Source organism: Chitinophaga sp., from assembly GCF_039596155.1.
GTDB lineage: Bacteria > Bacteroidota > Bacteroidia > Chitinophagales > Chitinophagaceae > Chitinophaga.
Map to the genome: position 1 here is coordinate 1 of NZ_JBCNKF010000033.1, position 18,817 is coordinate 18,817.

Sequence of the window (18,817 nt, forward strand, 5' to 3'; positions counted from 1 at the left end):
TCGGGATCTATTTGAAAAACTTTCCTTCTCAAAACGATTACCCAAAAATCAATATAGGGCGACCCTTAAAATGCTATATAACTCAAAAAAATGAGAGGGTGCCTCATTTACTTATGAGACACCCTCTATCAAACATTAGTAATTCGGATTCTTCGTCGCCGCACTTCCCTCTCCTCCCGGATTCAGATCCGCTTCATCCGCCGGCACATCCCAGTAATCCATAAAGTTGAAATTGATCGTCACATTCTTATTCAGTTTTCCTGCCGCCGTCAGGAAGTTATTACCATAACTACCTCCACCTGATCCAATATCATACGACCATCCCCAACGACGCATATCATAGAATGACAATCCTCTGAACACCAGCGATACCCTTCTCTCCATCACCAACTCCTGCATCGCATTCACTGCTGACAAGCCCGTTCCTGTCACCACACTCACACCCGCTCCCTGGTACGCTCTCACCGCATCTACATACGCCAGGCCTGCCTCCGTATTACCCAAACGCAGATTCGCTTCTGCCAGCATCAGCGCATTCTCTTCATAGCTACCCGCTATATATTGTTCATAACCACCTATCGCCGTACTGCCATATACATACACCCCTGAAGTCCCTTTACCACCATCAATAATGCTCCACCTTGTACCAAAAGATAAATCATCCAGGTACTTGGTAGCCGTATCAAAGTTGTTCGCCACACGCTTATCACCATCATGGAAGTTCTGCATAAACCGCTCTCCCAGCCTGAAAGTAGTCGATGTATTTACACCTGTCGTCAACACAGAGGCGGTGCCGCCCGATGCTGTAAAAAAGCCATTCGCAGCAGCACTTCTGCCCGTGAATACAAAATCCCCATTCCTGATACCATCTGTAGCCAACGCCAGCACCTCATTCCAGTCAGCCGTCGTCATCGGTGTGGTAGATGTGGTCGTAATAGATCCATTCAGGCTCTTATTTACAAAAGGTGCCAGTTTATTCACCAGCAGGTTCCTCGCCAACAGGGTGTTGATATTCCTTAACCACATATCAGTTGTCAGCACCCCACCATGACCTACCTGGCAAAAAGAAGGAATCAGCTGTGTCAGCACTGCGGAATAATCACTGGAACTGCTGATACCCGTCTTTAACAGGTTGGCAGCCTTATTGAGAAATTCATTGGACAACGAAATAATGCTGTCTTTTACCAGGTACCGGTTAGTCGTAGCACCAAAGGTATCTACCCTTAACCCGGAATAATACAGGGACCCGATCTGTGCATAGGCATACCCTTTCCACCAGTAACACCAGGCTTTGATGGTATTGGCCCGGCTGGTACCATCTCCACTGAAAGTGATGCCATCCACTAAACTCAATACCTGGTTCAGCGTATTATTCATGGCATACATATTCAGCCACTGGTAGTAAGTAGGGTTGTAACCAGACCCTGTCTGCGCACGGGTATTATTCGCACGCATCAGCGACGGATTGGAAATACCTGTTTCCGTCTTAGTACCATCGTCAAGTATAAAGTACTGCGGAATGCTCATGGTACTGATCAACTGGTTCGAAGCCTGCGCACCCACTACATCCCCCAATAACTCCGCATAACCAAAAGGTAAAGAAAAATAGCTATCCCCCAGCCAGTCGTCACCTGTCTTAAAACCATTGATATACACTCCCCCCGTTGCCAGTGAGATCAAACCGGATTCTGTATTCACATTCCCCCCTACCGTAGGCAGGTTGGGATTGCCCACATTCAGTTCTTTCTTGCAGGCGGTACCTAATAATAGCAAACTGCAAACAAGAGATAAGATATATTTATTATTACTCATGATGATGTTCCCTTTTAATATAAAAATTTAGAATCCTACATTTAAGCCTACCTGATATGATCTCATGTTAGGAATAGTGCTATGGTCAATACCCCTGTCGAAAGAAGAGTTGGCAGCGCCTGAACTGATCTCAGGATCAAAACCGTTATACTTCGTTACAGTCAGCAGGTTTCTGCCTGTGAAGATCACCTGCAGTCTGTTGAATTTCTGTGAATGGAGGAATCTTGCCAGGTCAAATCCTAAGGAAACGTTCCTCAGCCGCAGGAAAGAGGCATCTTCATAAAAATAATCCTTGGTGGCATTGTTACCCGGGCCATACAAACTTCCCCAGGAGCTGGAATAAGCACTGCCATAGTAAGCAGTGTATGCCGCAGTTCTACCATTGATGGTAACAGGTTTGGTAAAATCTCCATCTATCCCGTCACGGTACATCCACTCTTTGGTCTGGTTGTACAGGTGACTACCATATACCCAGTCAAACTGGAAGGAGAATGTGAGGAAATCTTTAAAGGTGAACTGGTTGATAAATGATGCGTTAAATTTAGGGTTCGGATCACCGAAAGCAGTCGCGCTTTCGGCAAACTGTATAGCTTTGGTAGTAGTATCTACCACACGGCCTTCCACTATTTCATACTTGCCTTTGTCCGCCTCGTTAATGTATTTAGAGCCATCTCCTTTCACAGCATCCAGACTTCTCAATGCTTTGTAACCATAGATCTGCCCGATCTTCTGGCCCGCTGTCAGTGTCAGGGCAGTACTACCCGCCGCAGATGTCAGGATAATATCTGCACCACCACTGATCTTGTCAATCATAGAAGTCTGCTTGCCAAAATTGGTAGTGAAATCCCAGGAAAAGTTCCTCGATTTATACACCGGTAAGTTCACCTGGAACTGTATACCTTTTGAAGACATGTCGATGGCATTCGTTAATACAGATGTACCACCGGAAGACAATGGTGCACTTACCCGGTAAATCACATTCTGTGCTTTACGATTCCAGAAAGTGAAGGCGCCGTTCACAGCACTTAACCAATCTCCGTTGAACAATGCAACAGAAAAGTCGGTACCTATTTCAAACTCTTTGGACACTTCCACTTTCAGATTTGGATTCTGTGCAGTAGATGGATTAGAGTAATACAAGCCACTGCCCAGTGCACCCTGGTTCAATGTAGGATACCTGTCAAACACACCCGGCTGTGTACCCGCTTCACCATATGCAGAGCGGATCTTGAAGTAAGGAATAGCATGTTCAAGGCCATGCCAGAAGTTAAAGGAAGAAGGGAGAATATAACCGTTCACATGAGGAAAAGTAAATGGCTTGGAGCCACTGCCAAATGTAGAAGACCAGTCACTTCTGAATCCACCCGCTACACCAGCCCAGTCGCCGATATCAATCTTTTGATTAACGAGGTAACCGAAAGTAACAAACGTCTCCTGGTAGTCGCCATTGGTAGGTTCAGTAGTAGAAGTAGACATCGGTGCTACATAAATCGCGGAAGCAGAAGCAAGGTTAATAGGCGCTGTTGTAGGCAGTCCTAAACCATAGATATCATACTCCCTGTATTTTCGCTGGCGATAATCATAAGAAGCCAGTGTAGTGGTCTGGATCGGCAGGTTCCAGCCAAAGTCTTTCTTAAAATCAGTTCTGAAATAAGCACTACCCAGGAAGTTCTGGAAAGTAGTGGTATAATTCCACTGATCAATTTCACCGGTGCGGTCTGTGGCAAAATAATAAGACTTAGTGTCCCAGTATTCTGCATTCGCATTACCGGTCTGGTTAAGGTAGGTCCATGTTGCGCGTTCTGTTCTGTAGTTGATGCCATACTTAGCATCCAGTTCCAGGAAGTGATTGATCTTGTAGTTCGCATTCACGCTTTGTACCAGATCGATCTTGTCGTCCAGTCCATCCGCATACTCCTGTACATAGTACGGATTGAAGGCATTGATACTTAAGAAATCGGCAGTCTGAAAGGCAGGTGAATGTCCATCTGCCATTTTCCACTTTAAACTGAAGAAAGGAGAAGTGTTTAAGAAACTGTAGATGTTGCCGACATTGCCTGCCTTGTTACCCCTGCCGTAGAGGTAACCACCCGGAGCCCCGAGACCCGGTGTCAGTGTATTTTTGGTGTAGATCACCTGTGTAGTGGAGCGGATACTGAATCCTTTGAAAATTTCTGTACCGATATTAGCCGTAAGGTTAGTACGGTCTACATAACCGTTGTGCATAACGGGACTGAGTGTATGATTATTCGCAAAAGCGACGTTGAAATCGGACTTGTCCGTGCCCCCGCTAAAACTGATCGCATTATTCCAGGTACTCCCTGTTAAGAACATTTCCTTAAAGTGGTCATAGTATTTCAGGTTCATGTTGTAAGGCTTATCCGCAACATTCTTAGGATTCAACATCGCATAACGGGTGGCACCGCCATAAGTATAGCTGATACCGGAATAATCACCATACTGATCAAGGGCAAGAATAGTACCATTGGCATCTATTACATTATTATTCGCATCAGTCAACCAGGGATGTTTGTTGGCTTTGGTCACACCACCACTGTTGATATAATTATTAAAGGAGTAGCTGGTGGAATAGTTAACGGCAATTTTGCCAGCTTTCCCTTTTTTAGTAAAAAGCTGAATCACACCATTCGCCCCCTGTGCACCATATACTGCAGCAGCAGCGGCACCTTGTACCACTTCAACTCTTTCTACGTTAGCAAGATCTAAACTATTAAAATCAGTCGCAGCTACCTGCAAACCGTCCAGCATGATGAGCGGCCGGGTACCACCCTGTATGGTGTTCACACCTCTCAGGAGAATATTCACAGGATCACTTGGGTTACCACTCACAGTAGAGATCTGTGCACCTGGAATTTTACCAACCAATGCCTGGTCAATACTGGTAGAAGCACCAGCCAGTTTTTCGGCCGAAACAGATTCTACAGCAATCCCCAGCTTTCTCTTGCTGGTGGGCGTGCCCGTCCCGGTGACAACAATTTCGGTTAACATCTTTTTGTCATTCCCCAGGAGTACATTAACAGGTGCACCATCTACAGTGACTTCTTTTGTTTCGAAGCCAACAGCCGTGATAAACAATTTCTGTCCCTTACTGGCGCTGATCGAGAAGGCCCCATTTGCATCAGCGACAGTGCCCCCACCCCCTTTGATTTTGATTGAGGCCCCTGGAATTGCCTGCCCCGATTCATCTTTAACGGTACCGGTTACTTTGGTTGATTGCGCAAATAATGAAAATGTATAGACATGGCACATCAGTACCAGAAGGCATAGAAAACCCTTGATTCTCATAATTGTGTTTTAAAATGACAGTAGATATCCTTTTGGTCAAACAGTGCTACCAGCGGGTTGCCGGCATGGCCCACCATAGCAGTCTTTTCATTGTTTCTTATATTTTCATAAACAAATTATAATAGTAAAATCAGGCATACCCTTAATGGCGGAGGTATGCGCGACAGCACAGCAACGGGTTACTACGATTTAGATAATCTCACGGTAAACGGTTCATCTTTTAATTCCAGCCATTTTGTTAAATGACTTGTTCATCTGTTTCGCAATAAGTTAAATAGTAATACTGTAAAAGAAAGGTCTTCACAGCGGTCATCAATAGTTTTCATCACAATGTCAGCCAGGTAAAAAGTATTGATTTTGATTTTGGTTGTTTGGATTCTGATCTTGGTTGTTGTTATAAATATATACAACTGGTTTATTATTTCATAATTTTTTCAACAAAAAAAGTAAATATTCTAATATAGAATTATTTACAATACGACAAAATGCACCAAAGGTATTAAGGTTCATAAAATTGTAACTAACACGGGATGTTACTATTAAACAGTTGTCAATTTACCTGTCCATGCAATATGCCAACATCAAAAAGCAAAAATGCTGCTACCATCGGCAACAGCATTTTATTATTGTTTATAACGTTACGCCCATCATCAACGTCAACCTGTTAAAGGAATAATCCGTCGTTGAAAAATTCCCTGTCGGCTGCTGTGTGGGCCAATCTATGATCGACGTCCTGGTCTTGAAAGCCGCATGCGAATATCCCGCCGAAATATGAAACGAACTATTATACCGCCATCGGAACTTATATCCCAGCCCCGCATGCACATACGCCCCCGCCACGTTCTTATCCGGCTCTCTTGAATTTTGACTGCTCCACTGCTTACGGGTCAGCCATGGGAAAGCCTTCCCGCCTCCTGCATATGAAAAGAACGTCCGCTCCGCCCTACTGAAATCATAACGAAAATCGCCAAACACCGGTACTGACCTTGCCTGATAATCATCTAACCCAATACCCACTCCTACCTGGTACTGATAGGCAAACCGGTATCCGACTATACATCTCCACACAGAACCCTTTCTCTCCGATAACTGCAATCCCCCTTCATCTATATTATAAAAACCATTGGAGCTGATTCTAGGATATACTTTCTCCTGCTTTATACTATCTATCTCCCCCTCTTTAAACACCAGGGTATCTTTTACCCTGTTCTCCATCTTCACCACCCCATTTTCATTCGAAAAAATATGCCCCCTGATCACACTCCCGGATTTAAAATACAATACATCCAGTTTGCGCTGTGCAGTCAGCCCCTGCATTGCCAGCAACGCAACACATAACAACAGTATATATTTCATAATGATTATTTAGAGACAACGCTGATCTTACTCAACAATACTGGTTCACTCAAATTTGAATAATCATATTGGTAAAAACCACCTTTGGCTGTTACTAACAGGATATTATCATTAGGAATCACATCATACGCATTGATGTCTGTAATGGCTCTCTTTGTAATGATATTCAACGGATCTGTCGCATCCATAAATCGTAAACCAGCAGGCCCCTCACACACAAAGAGCTTATTCCCATCAACACCTACACCAAAAGGACTATTCATGGTATAGATTTTCAACAGCACAGGATTCGTTACATCTTTTACATCCAACACATCCAGCTCATTGGTGATGCCACCACAATTACTACCCGCCCTAAGCGTAACATAAGCAGTGCTGCCATTTACCACGACAGGATCACAGGCACGTACATGTGCAAAACGTCCTAATGCAGCAGGTACTTCCGGATTACTGATATCATAGATCAGCATACCGGTAGTGGTGCCCAGGAAGAGATGTTGACCAGCAGGAAAGATCGTTTCAATTTCTGCATTGACGCTGAGTTGACCCTTCTGCACAGGCGTCTGTGGAGACTGTATACTAAAGACCTGTATACTGCCGGTAGCCACCGTATACAAGGTATTATCCACCAATCCGAAACGCGCGTAAGAACCCGCCTTTCCGGTGGGAGAAGGGGCATTCGCCGACGATTTGTTCGGGACCGTCACACTGTTATTAGTGCTGGTATATAAATACTCACCATTCCAGCTTGTATTATTGCAAAGGTTGGTAAGTACGGTATCTTTTACATTAAACCCCGTGATAATACCCTGCCCCACATCAGATACAATGCCGAATTCATATTGCCTGTAAGGAAACACACCTTCCAGACGCTTTACCTCGTGAATATTGTGCGGATCCTTTATGTCGAGCGCCACAAGATCGATATAACTGTCCGCGTACATGATGCCATCTTTTATAACAAGATCTACATTGCCCGGAATGTTAATAAATGCAATCTTTTGCGGAGAAGAAGGTTGGGTGTTGTCAATGACGTGGATACCTTTGTTCAGTTCGTTCAGGTAAATGTATTTCCCGTAGAGGTAGATCTTCCCGGGCGATGCAATGTCATGGGGCGACTCACTTCGCACAGCCGATCTGATGGACGCCAGGGAAGTAAAAACAGGCGTGTAAACTTTTGAAGGGATGCTGTTAGAACATTTGTCTTTGAGACAACTGCTTAGGACAAAGAGATAGACGGCCAACAGCGCTGCCGGCAACATTCTGGTTGATGCTACATACATGGGGATGAGGTTTTTTATTTAAACGGTACATGATATTAAAAGGTTACACCCAGGGGCAAACCATATAAAATACAAAAGCCCTCCCATAAGGGAGGGCCTGTTACCGATTGTTTCACGTTTTTATTTTACCTCATCCAAAATAGCATGATCTATTCCCTTCACGACCTGTACTTCCGGTTTTATCAACTCTAATACCGCAATACTATTCTCCCCTGCTTTCAACCACTCCGCGGGTACAAATACTGTCTGCTGCGGCCCCACTTCCCAGTATCTACCCAGGTTATGCCCATTTACCCATACTACCCCTTTTCCCCACTGGCTCATATCCAGGTAAGTATCGCCCACTGCATTCAATTTAAAACTACCTTCTTTTAGTACCGGTTCATTCACACCTGATTTTCCTGCTTTCACAACAGGTACAGTATTAAATGGCAGAGAATACATTTCCCATCCTTTCAGCTCTTTTCCGCCAAATACCACACGCGATGTAATACCTTTCTTATTCTGTAATAAATAAGGTCCGAAATTGATCCTTCCCAGGTTCTCCACCAGGATCTCCAGTCGTACCTTTCCTTTTGGCAGGGTCACCTGCAAGCTATCCTGCTTTAATCTTCTATCCAGTATCCCCACTCTCTTACCATTCACAAACACAATTCCATAATCTCTCAGGGCATCGATCTTCAGTACACCGGATTTACCGCCGTCCACAGTCGTTCTATACAAAACAAAACCATAAGCCTGTTTCAAATCTTCAAATGTTAATGGAGTAGGATGCTTCACGGCTGGTGGCAGTAAATTGAACACACCAGTAGCCTGTGTCAGCTGCACAGCAGGCACCGTGATCACCGCCCTTTTTGCAGGTACTTCAGGCAGTTGCTGTCCCGGCTGCAGGTGCTTTGCAATCACCGCACGGAACTGCATAAATTTCTCCGTCGCATTGCCTGCCTCGTCCAATGGCGCATCGTAATCATAACTACTGATCTGCGGCTCATAAGGAGAATGATCATTCGCATTCGCACCATTCATAAATCCACGGGTAGTACCACCATGGAACATATACATGTTAATAGAAATACCGGCACTCAACACACTATCCAATCTGCCCAGGTATTCCTGGTAAGGCACGGTATGATGCTTTGTACCCCACCAGTCAAACCAGGCAGGATACCATTCAGCAATATAAAATGGCCCTTTACCGCCATGATTTTCGCGGATCAGTTGCTTTACCTTCACAGGGTTATCCTGTCCGTTAATAGCCGGTAATAAGCCCGGTAAATGACCATCTTTAATCGCTGCTTCGGGATCACAGGTAAACAGCAACCCATCAAAACCAGCTTCGATGAACATCTTCCTGTTGATATCCAGGTACTCCTTATCAGCACCGAAAGAACCATATTCATTTTCTATCTGCACCATCAGGATATTCCCGCCATGATTCACCTGCAGGGGGGCTAACTGCTTACCCACCGCATGGATATAGTTGCGGTAAGCCTCCAGGTAATTAGGATCTTTACTTCTCACCACCAGCCCCTTTTCATTTTGTAACCAGTAAGGGTAGCCACCAAATTCCCATTCCGCACACACATAAGGACTTGGACGCAATACCACATACATTCCCTCTTCCCTGGCAATTTTTACAAATTCGGCAATGTCATTATTACCTGAGAACTCATAATGCCCCTTCTCCGGTTCATGCACATTCCAGAATACATAAGTACCAATCGTGTTTAATCCCATCGCTTTCGCCATTTTAATCCTGGCGCGCCATGCTTCACGCGGTACCCGGGGATAATGGATCTCCCCGGAAATCATCTGAAAAGGATGCCCGTCCAGTAAAAAAGCACTGTCACCTAACGCAAATGTGTGTTGAGACTGCGCCATCCCCTGTATCCATAATGCCATCAGGGCGATGATTGCTACGCTAAATTTTTTCATCCTGTATCGAAATTTTAATAAAACATCTTCTCTATAAGTACATTACAAGAACACTAATGGCTCATCATAATATCACCTCAATATCGATTGGATATTGAGGTGATATACTAGTGCCCTTTTGGTGCACTATTGATGATGTTTTGACAGCGTAGCTGGGTTATAGCTACACCCTACTTATTAATATCCTGTATTCTGTGTCAGCTTGTTGCCGGATGCCAGGATCTCAGCTCTCGGTATTGGCAGCCAGTAATGCTTATCAGCAAATGAACGTCCTGCCAGTGCTGTCTTCCTGGTATAAGTGAATGTACCATCTGCATTTTTGGTAACAGAAATACCATAAGCCGGTACATTCTCTGTAGTCGTAGCGATCTTCCACCTTCTCACATCATAAAAACGATGTTCTTCAAATGCCAGTTCCACTTGTCTTTCTCTCCTGATCGCTGTTCTCATCTGATCCTGTGACATCCCCGCGGCCAGTGCAGGCTGGTTCACACTACTACGCTGACGCACCTGGTTCACTGCAGCATATACTGATGCATCCGGACCCACTGCCTCATTCTGTGCTTCTGCATAGTTCAGCAGGATCTCTGCATAGCGCATATAGATCCATGGCTGCAACCCTGCCACATTCCACGGGTTATCGATCGGATTGCTGTCGTCCATGAACTTCTTCAGGTAATAACCTGTCTTGGAAGTATTCCAGTTAGAGTTACCATCCTGGCTATCCTTACCACCCGGTGTAAATGTTTCAATTGTGCTGTTTCTATAACTTGCACCATTGTACAGGATAGTTGCATAAAAACGTGCATCCCTGTTGAGATACGGCTTGGCATCACTATAACCGGAACTTGCATCCGTAATAGGTTTACCATTGTTCATTTCATAGGCATCTACCAGGTTCTGTAACGGTGTGTTACCAGCCCAGCCACCATACCCATTAGGTCCGTTGGCAATTTCCAGGCAGGTATGTCTTGCTCCTATCACGAACAGTCTCTCGAAGATGATCTCGTTGCTGGATGCATTTTTAAATAATCCACTATAATCAGCATCAATCGTATACTGACCCAGATCCATGACTGCTTTTGCAGCAGCCGCAGCATCCGCCCATGAACCAACATTGTAAAGCGGACTGGCGGCATACAGTGCCAGTCTTGACTTCAATGCCAGCGCCGCACCTTTGGTTGCACGGCCCAATGCCCAGTCACCACTGTTCGCAGCCGGTAAGTAATAAGCCGCTGAATCCAGCTCCTTTATCGCGTAGTTCATAGACTCCTGCAGGGTAGCACGTGTATATAAGGCAGCATCACTCAGGTTATCAGTCAGGTTATATACCTTATCACCCATCATCACCACACCACCATAGTTACGGATCAGATCATGATAACGGAACCCACGGATAAAGTGCAGTTCACCTCTCAGCTTATTCCGCAACCCTTCACTCATCGGTACACCTGCTATATTGTTCAGGGCGTAGTTCACTTCCCTGATACTACGATAACTCCTGGCCCACAGTGTACCGGTGATACCTGTGTTCTCAGGTGCCAGTAAACCCTGCTGTACCAACCAGGTGTTATCATCATTATTATACATGGATTCATCCGTGAGGGAACTCCACATTGCATACTCAAATCCTCTTCCAAATCCCGGAGGCACACCCTCTGCTTCTTTGTCCTGCAATTTCACACCCATATAACGGTTGATCACATAGTCGACAAATAAAAGGGAATCAGATAGTACCGCAGCATCAGACACGCGGTCCGTGGGCACAATGTCCAGGTAGTTCTTCTTACAGGACACAAATCCTATGGCAAGAAGGTATAAAAAATATTGAATCTTTCTCATGACTGCAATTTTTCAGAATTAAAACTTAACATTCAGGCCCAGGTTCACAATACGCTGTTGCGGATAGAACTGCCCGCTGTTGCTGTTTCCTTCCGGATCGTAATCTTTCACTTTAGTAATGGTAAACAGGTTGTAAGCACTTGCATACACACGCAGTGCACTGATCTTCGCTTTGCTCAGCATGGAGGGACTGATCGTATAACCCAGTTCCACGTTTTTCAAACGCAGGAATGATGCATTGTTCAACCAGAAGTTATTCGCATACAAACCACCATTTACAGAGGATGATGAACGCGTATCTACTCTTGGATAAGTACCATTCGTGTGGGTTGGACTCCAGCGGTTATCTGCCCAGCTACTGTAGAAGTTACCGATCGTACCGGATTCTGGCAGTACATACTGGCTTACATGTGTCTGACCTGCAAATACCATTGCCGCATCAAAACCTTTGTACGCAGCATTCAGTACTATACCATAAGTGATTTCAGGAATGTTGCCATATTTAGTCCTGGTCTGGTCGTTCGCATCTATCTTTCCATCCTTATTGTAATCTTCGTAGATCAGGTCACCCAGTTGTGCATTTGCCAGATGTGGATACTTGTTCAGATCATCCTGTGTTCTGAAAATGCCGATTGCATTATATAATAAAGACGTATTCATCGGCATGCCGGTCTGACGTTGGTAAGGCAGCGTACCAGATGCTTCGTCGATGAAAATGATCTTGCTTTTAGCGTAAGTAAAGTTGGTGTTGATACCATAGCGGAAACCACCATTCGTTACATTGCTATATCCCAGTGTGGCTTCAATACCACCGCTGTTCACCTGGCCAATGTTCTCTGCAGGTACAAGCGGATCAGAACCATTAGGATTCACGATACCAGATGAACCAGGGATAGATGCATTGCGCAGCGTAAGGATCTTGGAACGTTTCTGCTGGAAATAAATAAACTCAAGGTTGAAATGCTTCAGGAAAATTGCATTCAGACCTACGTCCAGTTTCTTTGCTACCTCCCAGGTCACTGCCTGGTTAGCAAGCTTGGTCAGGTCAATACCCGCATGTACCGCATCGCCTATCACATACTGGCTATTGAAAGAGTAGTTGTCAAAGTACTGGAACAGGGAGATATTGTCATTACCCAATGATCCATAAGAACCCCGGAGCTTCAGGTCATCGATGAAACTAATATCCTTAAAGAATGGCTCCTGTGAAATGCGGTAACCAGCAGATACAGATGGGAAGAAACCATACTGATGCCCCGCAGGGAAAGCTGAAGAACCATCCACACGCGCCTGCGCTTCTACGAGATATTTTTCTTTATAGTTATATGCCAGTCTGCCGAAATAACTCTTACGGGTAAAATTGTAACTATTACCTGAGTTATTCTTATCTGCGGCAGCAGGACCACCCTGTGACAACTCCGGTGTAGAAGTAGATGGATAGTTCTGACGATAAGCACCCAGTGAATCCTGAGATGTCTTACTCTGCTCATATGCCACAAATGCAGCAATATTGTGGGCACCAAACTGGCGGGCATAATTCAGTTTAATATTGGACACGATCATAGCCCTGTTCAACTGCCCTTCCGCCAAAGTAGCCAGACCATTTGAACCTCCCTGAATTTTCTTCTCATAGGTATCAGTAGCAGCATCATGGATATACACAGCATATGGTTTGCTGAATGCCTTCTGGAAACTCCATGATTTGTCTACAGACATAAATCCATCCAGTGACAGCCCTTCTACCCCGGGAATCTGGTAGGCGCCTTTCAGGATACCGTTGAACACCTGCGTAGGATTGCGGGTAGTACCACCAATGCTGGTACCCAGCAATGCAGGGTTTGATCCCTCAATGCCATAAGTAGGCAAACCGTTAGGGAAATAAGGCGCCACAGTAGGATACGCCCTGTAGATAGCACGGAAGATATCACCAGCACCTGTAATCGGGTAGTTACGGTCTTCTTCTCTGCCTGACAGGTACAGACTTACTTTCAATCGCTTTGTGATATCTGCATCGATATTAGAACGGAAGTTATACTGATCATACTTGGTAGCACCATGTCTGTACAATCCATCCTGGCTAATCATACCCAGGGAAGTGTAATACCTTACATTGTCAGTACCACCGGATACAGACAGGTTATGCTGCTGCTGTGAAGCTGATTTATTCAACACTACCTTCTGCCAGTCTGTATTTGGATAGTTCAGCGGATCAGAACCGTCTTTATACTTCTGGATCTGCTCGGCACTGTAAAACTGGTTCATACCCCCAGCCGGGCTTGTATAATACGCAATTTCATTCTGGATAGTAGCGAAAGTGGCAGCATCCGCCATCTTTGGCAAACGGGTAGGTGAAGAGAAACCCTGGTTGAAGGTGTAATTGATCACCGGCTTACCGAGTTTACCTCTCTTGGTGGTCACAAGGATCACACCATTTGCCGCACGGCTACCATATACTGCAGCAGAAGCGTCTTTCAGTACGCTGATGCTTTCAATATCGTTAGGGTCCAGTCTTGATAAACCCCCAATCTGACCAGGTACACCATCTACAACCACCAGTACATCGTTGTTACCCGTAGTACCCAGACCTCTGATGTAAATGTTGGAGTTGTCATAACCCGGTTCACCAGCGCGGTTGTTGGCAATCACACCTGAGAAACGACCCGCAAGGGAGTTAGATACGTTCGGCTGCGGGCTCTTTACGATATCCGCACCTTTTACGACGGAGATAGATCCGGTTAAAGTCTCCTTCTTCTGGGTACCATAACCTACTACCACTACTTCACCCACATTCTGGGTCACTTCACTCAGGGTTGCATTCACAGTAGGACCTGCTACGGCAATTGACTGAGTAGTGTAAGACATGTGATTAAAAATCAGGGTGTCTCCCTGTTTTGCTGTTACAGCATAGTGACCATTTATATCGGTCACAGCCCCTTGATTGGTCCCCTTTACTTTCACGGTTACACCCGGAACTGGTTGCCCCCCGGCAATCACTTTACCGGAAATTTTGCCCTCCTGGGCCTGTGCAATAAATACAGGGAACATGAGTACTAAAAGCAATGACAGTCGCAGAAACAAGGGCAACTGCCGCACGTGCCTGTGCAAGACTTTTTTCATAACGGAATTCTATTTGAATGAGTAAAAGGCTGATTTTCAGCTAATCATTGATTGGTTATGGTGGGCAAATTAGGGACTTTACCCCCCTTGAGAAGGGGGGTAAATCATTTAAAAGAGGGGGTAAATTCGTTAGTTTAACCCTTCTTTAACAATTGTAAGATCCTGGTTAAAGGAATGACGATACCGCTTCACATATTCGGAAGGGTTCATACCGAAGAGTTTTACAAACTGCTCCCGGAAGTACTTAACATCCCCGATGCCTACCTCGAAAGCAGCCTGGTTGATGGTATAATCTTCTTTTAGTAACAACATAGCCGCTTTGCGCAGGCGAATGGACCGGATAAAGGCATTGATGGTCTGCCCGGAAATGGATTTTACCTTTTTATATAGGCTGGAATGACTCATACCAATGGCCTGGGTAAAGGTCTTAATCGAGAAATCCTCATTTCCCAGGTTGGCTTCTACTATACTGATGCAGTTATTAAGAAAGTCCCGGTAGGCTGCCGGCACTTTTACCGTACTCTTTTGTAATGTAATGCTGTCCAGGAAGTACTGGCGAAGCAGGTTCCTGTTTTTCAGGAGGGTCTGCACCTTGGCCAGCAACAGGTCCTTGTCAAATGGTTTCGTGATATAATCATCCGCCCCTTCTTCTATTCCCTTGATTTTCAGATCATGGGCCGATGTGAGGAGGATCACTGGAATATGACTGAGGGCCTCTGTAGCTTTGATCTTTGCACAAAGTTCAAGGCCATCCATACCCGGCATCTGCACATCACTGATCACCAGGTCCGGAAGCTGTTCCTGCACCATCATAAAACCATCATCCCCATTCTCCGCTTCATATATTATATAATGGTCAGAAAATAACTGCCGCAGATAAGCCCTGATATCCGCATTGTCGTCTATGCAAAGCAGGGATCTCTTTTCAGAGACCATTTCCTCCGGCTGGATTTTTTCTTCTTTTTTCACTGGCAGGGCGGTTTCTTCCATCAACTCCTGCAAAATGGCGGAGCGTTCGCTCGTAGCAAAGTCATAGCCTTTCAGGTGGCCCAGCCCTTTACGTAAACGGATCTCGAAAGTCGTGCCCTCCTCCTGCCGGCTATGGTAAGTGATGCTACCACCATGACTTTCAATAAAGTGTTTGACCAGGTAAAGCCCAATTCCAAAACCTGTCTGACGCCCCCCGACCCTGCTGAACTTGTCAAAGATGCGGTCGCCGGTGGAAGCTGGAATACCACACCCCGTATCCTGGATGGAAATCTCCACTTCTGTGAACAACTCACGGATCTTAAACGTGATCTTCCCGCCGTCAGGGGTAAATTTGAAAGCATTGGACAGGAGATTGAAAAGTGCCACCTCCATTTTCTCATCATCTACATACATCTCGATGGGACTTTGACCGCCTTCGAACTGGTAGTCTATATTTTTGAGCCTTGCCTGCTGAGAAAAACACAAAAATGCCTCTTTACAGCGCTCCACAATATCCAATCGACTGATTTTCAATCCATCTCCACCCGAATCGGCTTTCCTGAACAAGAGTAGCTGATCAACTAAACTGAGTAGTCTGCGTGCATTTCTATAGACAATACTGAGTTCTGGGTCCTGGGTGTATGCCTTAAGAGGATTGATAATCAAGCTTAAAGGAGTTCTAAACTCATGCGAAATATGAGTAAAGAATGACAACTTCTTCTCATTCAGTTCTTTCTCTTTCTCATTTTCCAGGTATGCCAGCCGAATTTCATAGTGCAAACGTTCCTGCCGGGAGCGGTAACGCACGAAAACATACAAAAGGCCACCTATTGCCAACATATATAATAGATACGCCCACCAGCTTCTGTACCAGGGTGGTAATACGATGATACGAATGGTACTGATCTCATTTCCCCAGCGCCCTTCCGCATTGGTGGCTTTGATCTTGAAGATATAAGTGCCTTCCTGGAGGCGGGTATAATTAGCGGTACGTACTTCCCCGACATAGTTCCATTGTTTATCCCAGCCTTCCAGCCGGTAAGCATAGCTGATCTTGTCAGGAGAAGTGTATTCAAGTGCCACGAAGTCCAGGGAAATTGCCGCTTTATCATAGGGTATCCTGAGTTCTTCCACATTTTCAAGGGCACTTTTAGAGATGTACTTTCCTTCCTGTTCTACAGGGGTATTGTTAATCCTGATACCTGTGAGAAATACCGGGGGCTGCGTGTTCTGGGCATAGATACTATCCGGGAAAAAGACGTTGAAGCCCTTGATACCACCGAACATACATTCCCCCGTGCCAAGTTTCAAAGCCGCATTGTAGCTGAACTGGTTACTCTGCAAGCCATCAGATTGTGAAAAATTACGGCAGCTTTTTGTCGTCGGATCGAACCTCGCCAACCCGTTGAAGGTACTCAGCCACAGGTCCCCGCTGTTGTCTTCCAGTATCCGGAGGATAGCATTACTCGGTAAACCATCCGTTTCGGTGTACCGGATAAAGCGGCCGGTCTGTTTATTGAATTGTAATAACCCGCCACCATCCGTGCCTACCCAGAAATTCCCTTTTTTGTCTTCGTGGATACTGCGAACGGTATAACCAATGTGGAAAACCCTGTGTTGTTTGTGCACACGGTCTATGGCGATCAGGTCCTGGTAGTTACCTCCCCAGAGCTGGCCCTGCGCATCTTCTGCCAGGCATTGAATGTTGACAAGACTGTTATCAAAGAGTTCAAACTGGCTGGTAGTTCTGTTAAACGTATAGAGCGTACCATTGTTCGTAGTACTGGCCCAGATCCGCTTTTGCGTATCCTCGTAGACCACCCATACATTGTTTTCCGAAGCGTGGGTGATGGGATTATTACACTGAAAATGCTCGAACGAATTGCTCCCTTTCTTATACCTGTTGATACCTCCGAACCAGGTAGACACCCAGATATCATCCTGTACATCGCGGAGGATGCAGGTGATAAAATTGCTGCTGACAGCATTGGGCTTGGCAGCGTCGGCGGTGAAGGCAGTGAATTGATTATGAGACCGGTCCCAGTGTTTGAGCCCGCCGCCATCCGTGCCGATCCAGACGTCGTTATTATCGCCTTCGCAGAAAGAAAGGATGAAATTGCAAACGCTGTTCTCACCAGTGAACCGATAGAGCTCAAAAGGATTTCGCCGGGGCGCTATAATACTGATGCCACCTCTTAAAGTACCAATCCACATACGACCTTCCCTGTCTTCGTAAACGGCATAAACGGCATTACTGTTTAATTGACACTTATTAATATGCTCACGCGAAGAAACGATGAAGACACCTGCTCCATCGGAAGCCACCCACATGCTGCCATTTTTATCCATGCACAGGCCTACTACTTTGTTGTGGGACTGGATATAATTTTCTGAATAAGTATTGCTGGTGAGGTCGTATCGAAAGAGGCCGTTGTCAGTACCCAGCCACAGGCCACCTTTCTGATCACTGCGCAGGCAGTTGGCCTGACGGAAGTTTTGATTGATAACGGATAAGGCGCGTGTCTGTACATTATACTTACAGAGGCCGACGTCCTGTACAAATACATAAGCCGTATTGTGATCGAAGTCAATTCCGGTTACTTCGTAGTTGGTAATGGTAGTTGTCCCCTGTATGACGGGGATCTGGATACCGGCATATACATTATCGTGAAAGAGTAAGAGCCCGTCACGTTCAGTACCCGCTAAGATTGTTTTCCCATTATCACCGGCGCGGATGATGTGGATAACGCCGATTTCCGGGCGTGGGGCCGTCTGCTCATAGGGAGTAAAGCGGGCCGTATTGAATTGTTCATTGACAGGATTAAAGACACTGATGCCTTTGCGCCCCCCGAGCCAGATGCGGTGGAGGTAATCGCCTTCTACGGTGAAATTCCCATTATCGTTGAGGGAAGTGGTATCACCGATCTTATTGCGGAATATGCGGAACTTGTAACCGTCGAAACGGTTGAGGCCATCGTAGGTACAGATCCACATAAAGCCTTTGTAGTCCTGGTATACGTTCATAACGGCGTTGTTAGACAGGCCGTTTTCAATACCCAGGTTTTTTATAGGTTCGTTGTTGGCGTACAGCGTATTGTATAAAAAGCAGCAACAGAACGGCAGTACCATCCGAAACAATTTCATAACGTGCGCGTTTTGGTGGAATGTAAAATAGGGAAAGTATTTCAAAAAATATA

General features: G+C 45.5%; 8 protein-coding genes. All 8 read right to left on the reverse strand.

Features of this window, described 5'->3' with window-relative positions:
• Positions 1-135 precede the first annotated feature (135 nt).
• A complete protein-coding gene (locus tag ABDW33_RS25525; RefSeq protein WP_343692936.1) occupies positions 136-1,812 on the reverse strand; it encodes a RagB/SusD family nutrient uptake outer membrane protein in 1,677 nt (558 codons plus the stop codon).
• Positions 1,813-1,839: 27 nt separating this feature from the next.
• Positions 1,840-5,118 (reverse strand): SusC/RagA family TonB-linked outer membrane protein, encoded by a 3,279-nt coding sequence (locus tag ABDW33_RS25530; RefSeq protein ID WP_343692937.1) that lies wholly within the window; start codon positions 5,116-5,118, stop codon positions 1,840-1,842.
• A gap of 630 nt (positions 5,119-5,748) precedes the next feature.
• Entirely contained in the window at positions 5,749-6,474 is a 726-nt protein-coding gene (locus ABDW33_RS25535; protein WP_343692938.1) for a hypothetical protein, read from the reverse strand.
• A gap of 5 nt (positions 6,475-6,479) precedes the next feature.
• Positions 6,480-7,757 carry a hypothetical protein gene (locus ABDW33_RS25540; RefSeq protein WP_343692939.1) on the reverse strand — a complete coding sequence of 426 codons (1,278 nt, stop codon included), beginning with the start codon at positions 7,755-7,757 and terminating at the stop codon, positions 6,480-6,482.
• A 120-nt stretch (positions 7,758-7,877) separates the two neighbouring features.
• On the reverse strand, positions 7,878-9,692 hold the full coding sequence (locus ABDW33_RS25545; protein WP_343692940.1) for a beta-galactosidase family protein: 1,815 nt from the start codon (positions 9,690-9,692) through the stop codon (positions 7,878-7,880).
• Between the two features lie 177 nt (positions 9,693-9,869).
• Positions 9,870-11,534, reverse strand: coding sequence for a RagB/SusD family nutrient uptake outer membrane protein (locus tag ABDW33_RS25550; RefSeq protein ID WP_343692941.1), 1,665 nt, complete (start codon positions 11,532-11,534; stop codon positions 9,870-9,872).
• An 18-nt stretch (positions 11,535-11,552) separates the two neighbouring features.
• On the reverse strand, positions 11,553-14,651 hold the full coding sequence (locus tag ABDW33_RS25555) for a TonB-dependent receptor (protein WP_343692942.1): 3,099 nt from the start codon (positions 14,649-14,651) through the stop codon (positions 11,553-11,555).
• A gap of 129 nt (positions 14,652-14,780) precedes the next feature.
• Entirely contained in the window at positions 14,781-18,764 is a 3,984-nt protein-coding gene (locus ABDW33_RS25560) for a two-component regulator propeller domain-containing protein (RefSeq protein WP_343692943.1), read from the reverse strand.
• Positions 18,765-18,817 lie beyond the last annotated feature (53 nt).

Coding starts and splice junctions, on each gene's coding strand:
- ABDW33_RS25555 (WP_343692942.1), bottom strand. CDS start 14,651: ATGAAAAAAGTCTTGCACAGGCACGTGCGGCAGTTGCCCTTGTTTCTG.
- ABDW33_RS25560 (WP_343692943.1), bottom strand. CDS start 18,764: ATGAAATTGTTTCGGATGGTACTGCCGTTCTGTTGCTGCTTTTTATAC.
- ABDW33_RS25525 (WP_343692936.1), bottom strand. CDS start 1,812: ATGAGTAATAATAAATATATCTTATCTCTTGTTTGCAGTTTGCTATTA.
- ABDW33_RS25540 (WP_343692939.1), bottom strand. CDS start 7,757: ATGTATGTAGCATCAACCAGAATGTTGCCGGCAGCGCTGTTGGCCGTC.
- ABDW33_RS25530 (WP_343692937.1), bottom strand. CDS start 5,118: ATGAGAATCAAGGGTTTTCTATGCCTTCTGGTACTGATGTGCCATGTC.
- ABDW33_RS25545 (WP_343692940.1), bottom strand. CDS start 9,692: ATGAAAAAATTTAGCGTAGCAATCATCGCCCTGATGGCATTATGGATA.
- ABDW33_RS25550 (WP_343692941.1), bottom strand. CDS start 11,534: ATGAGAAAGATTCAATATTTTTTATACCTTCTTGCCATAGGATTTGTG.
- ABDW33_RS25535 (WP_343692938.1), bottom strand. CDS start 6,474: ATGAAATATATACTGTTGTTATGTGTTGCGTTGCTGGCAATGCAGGGG.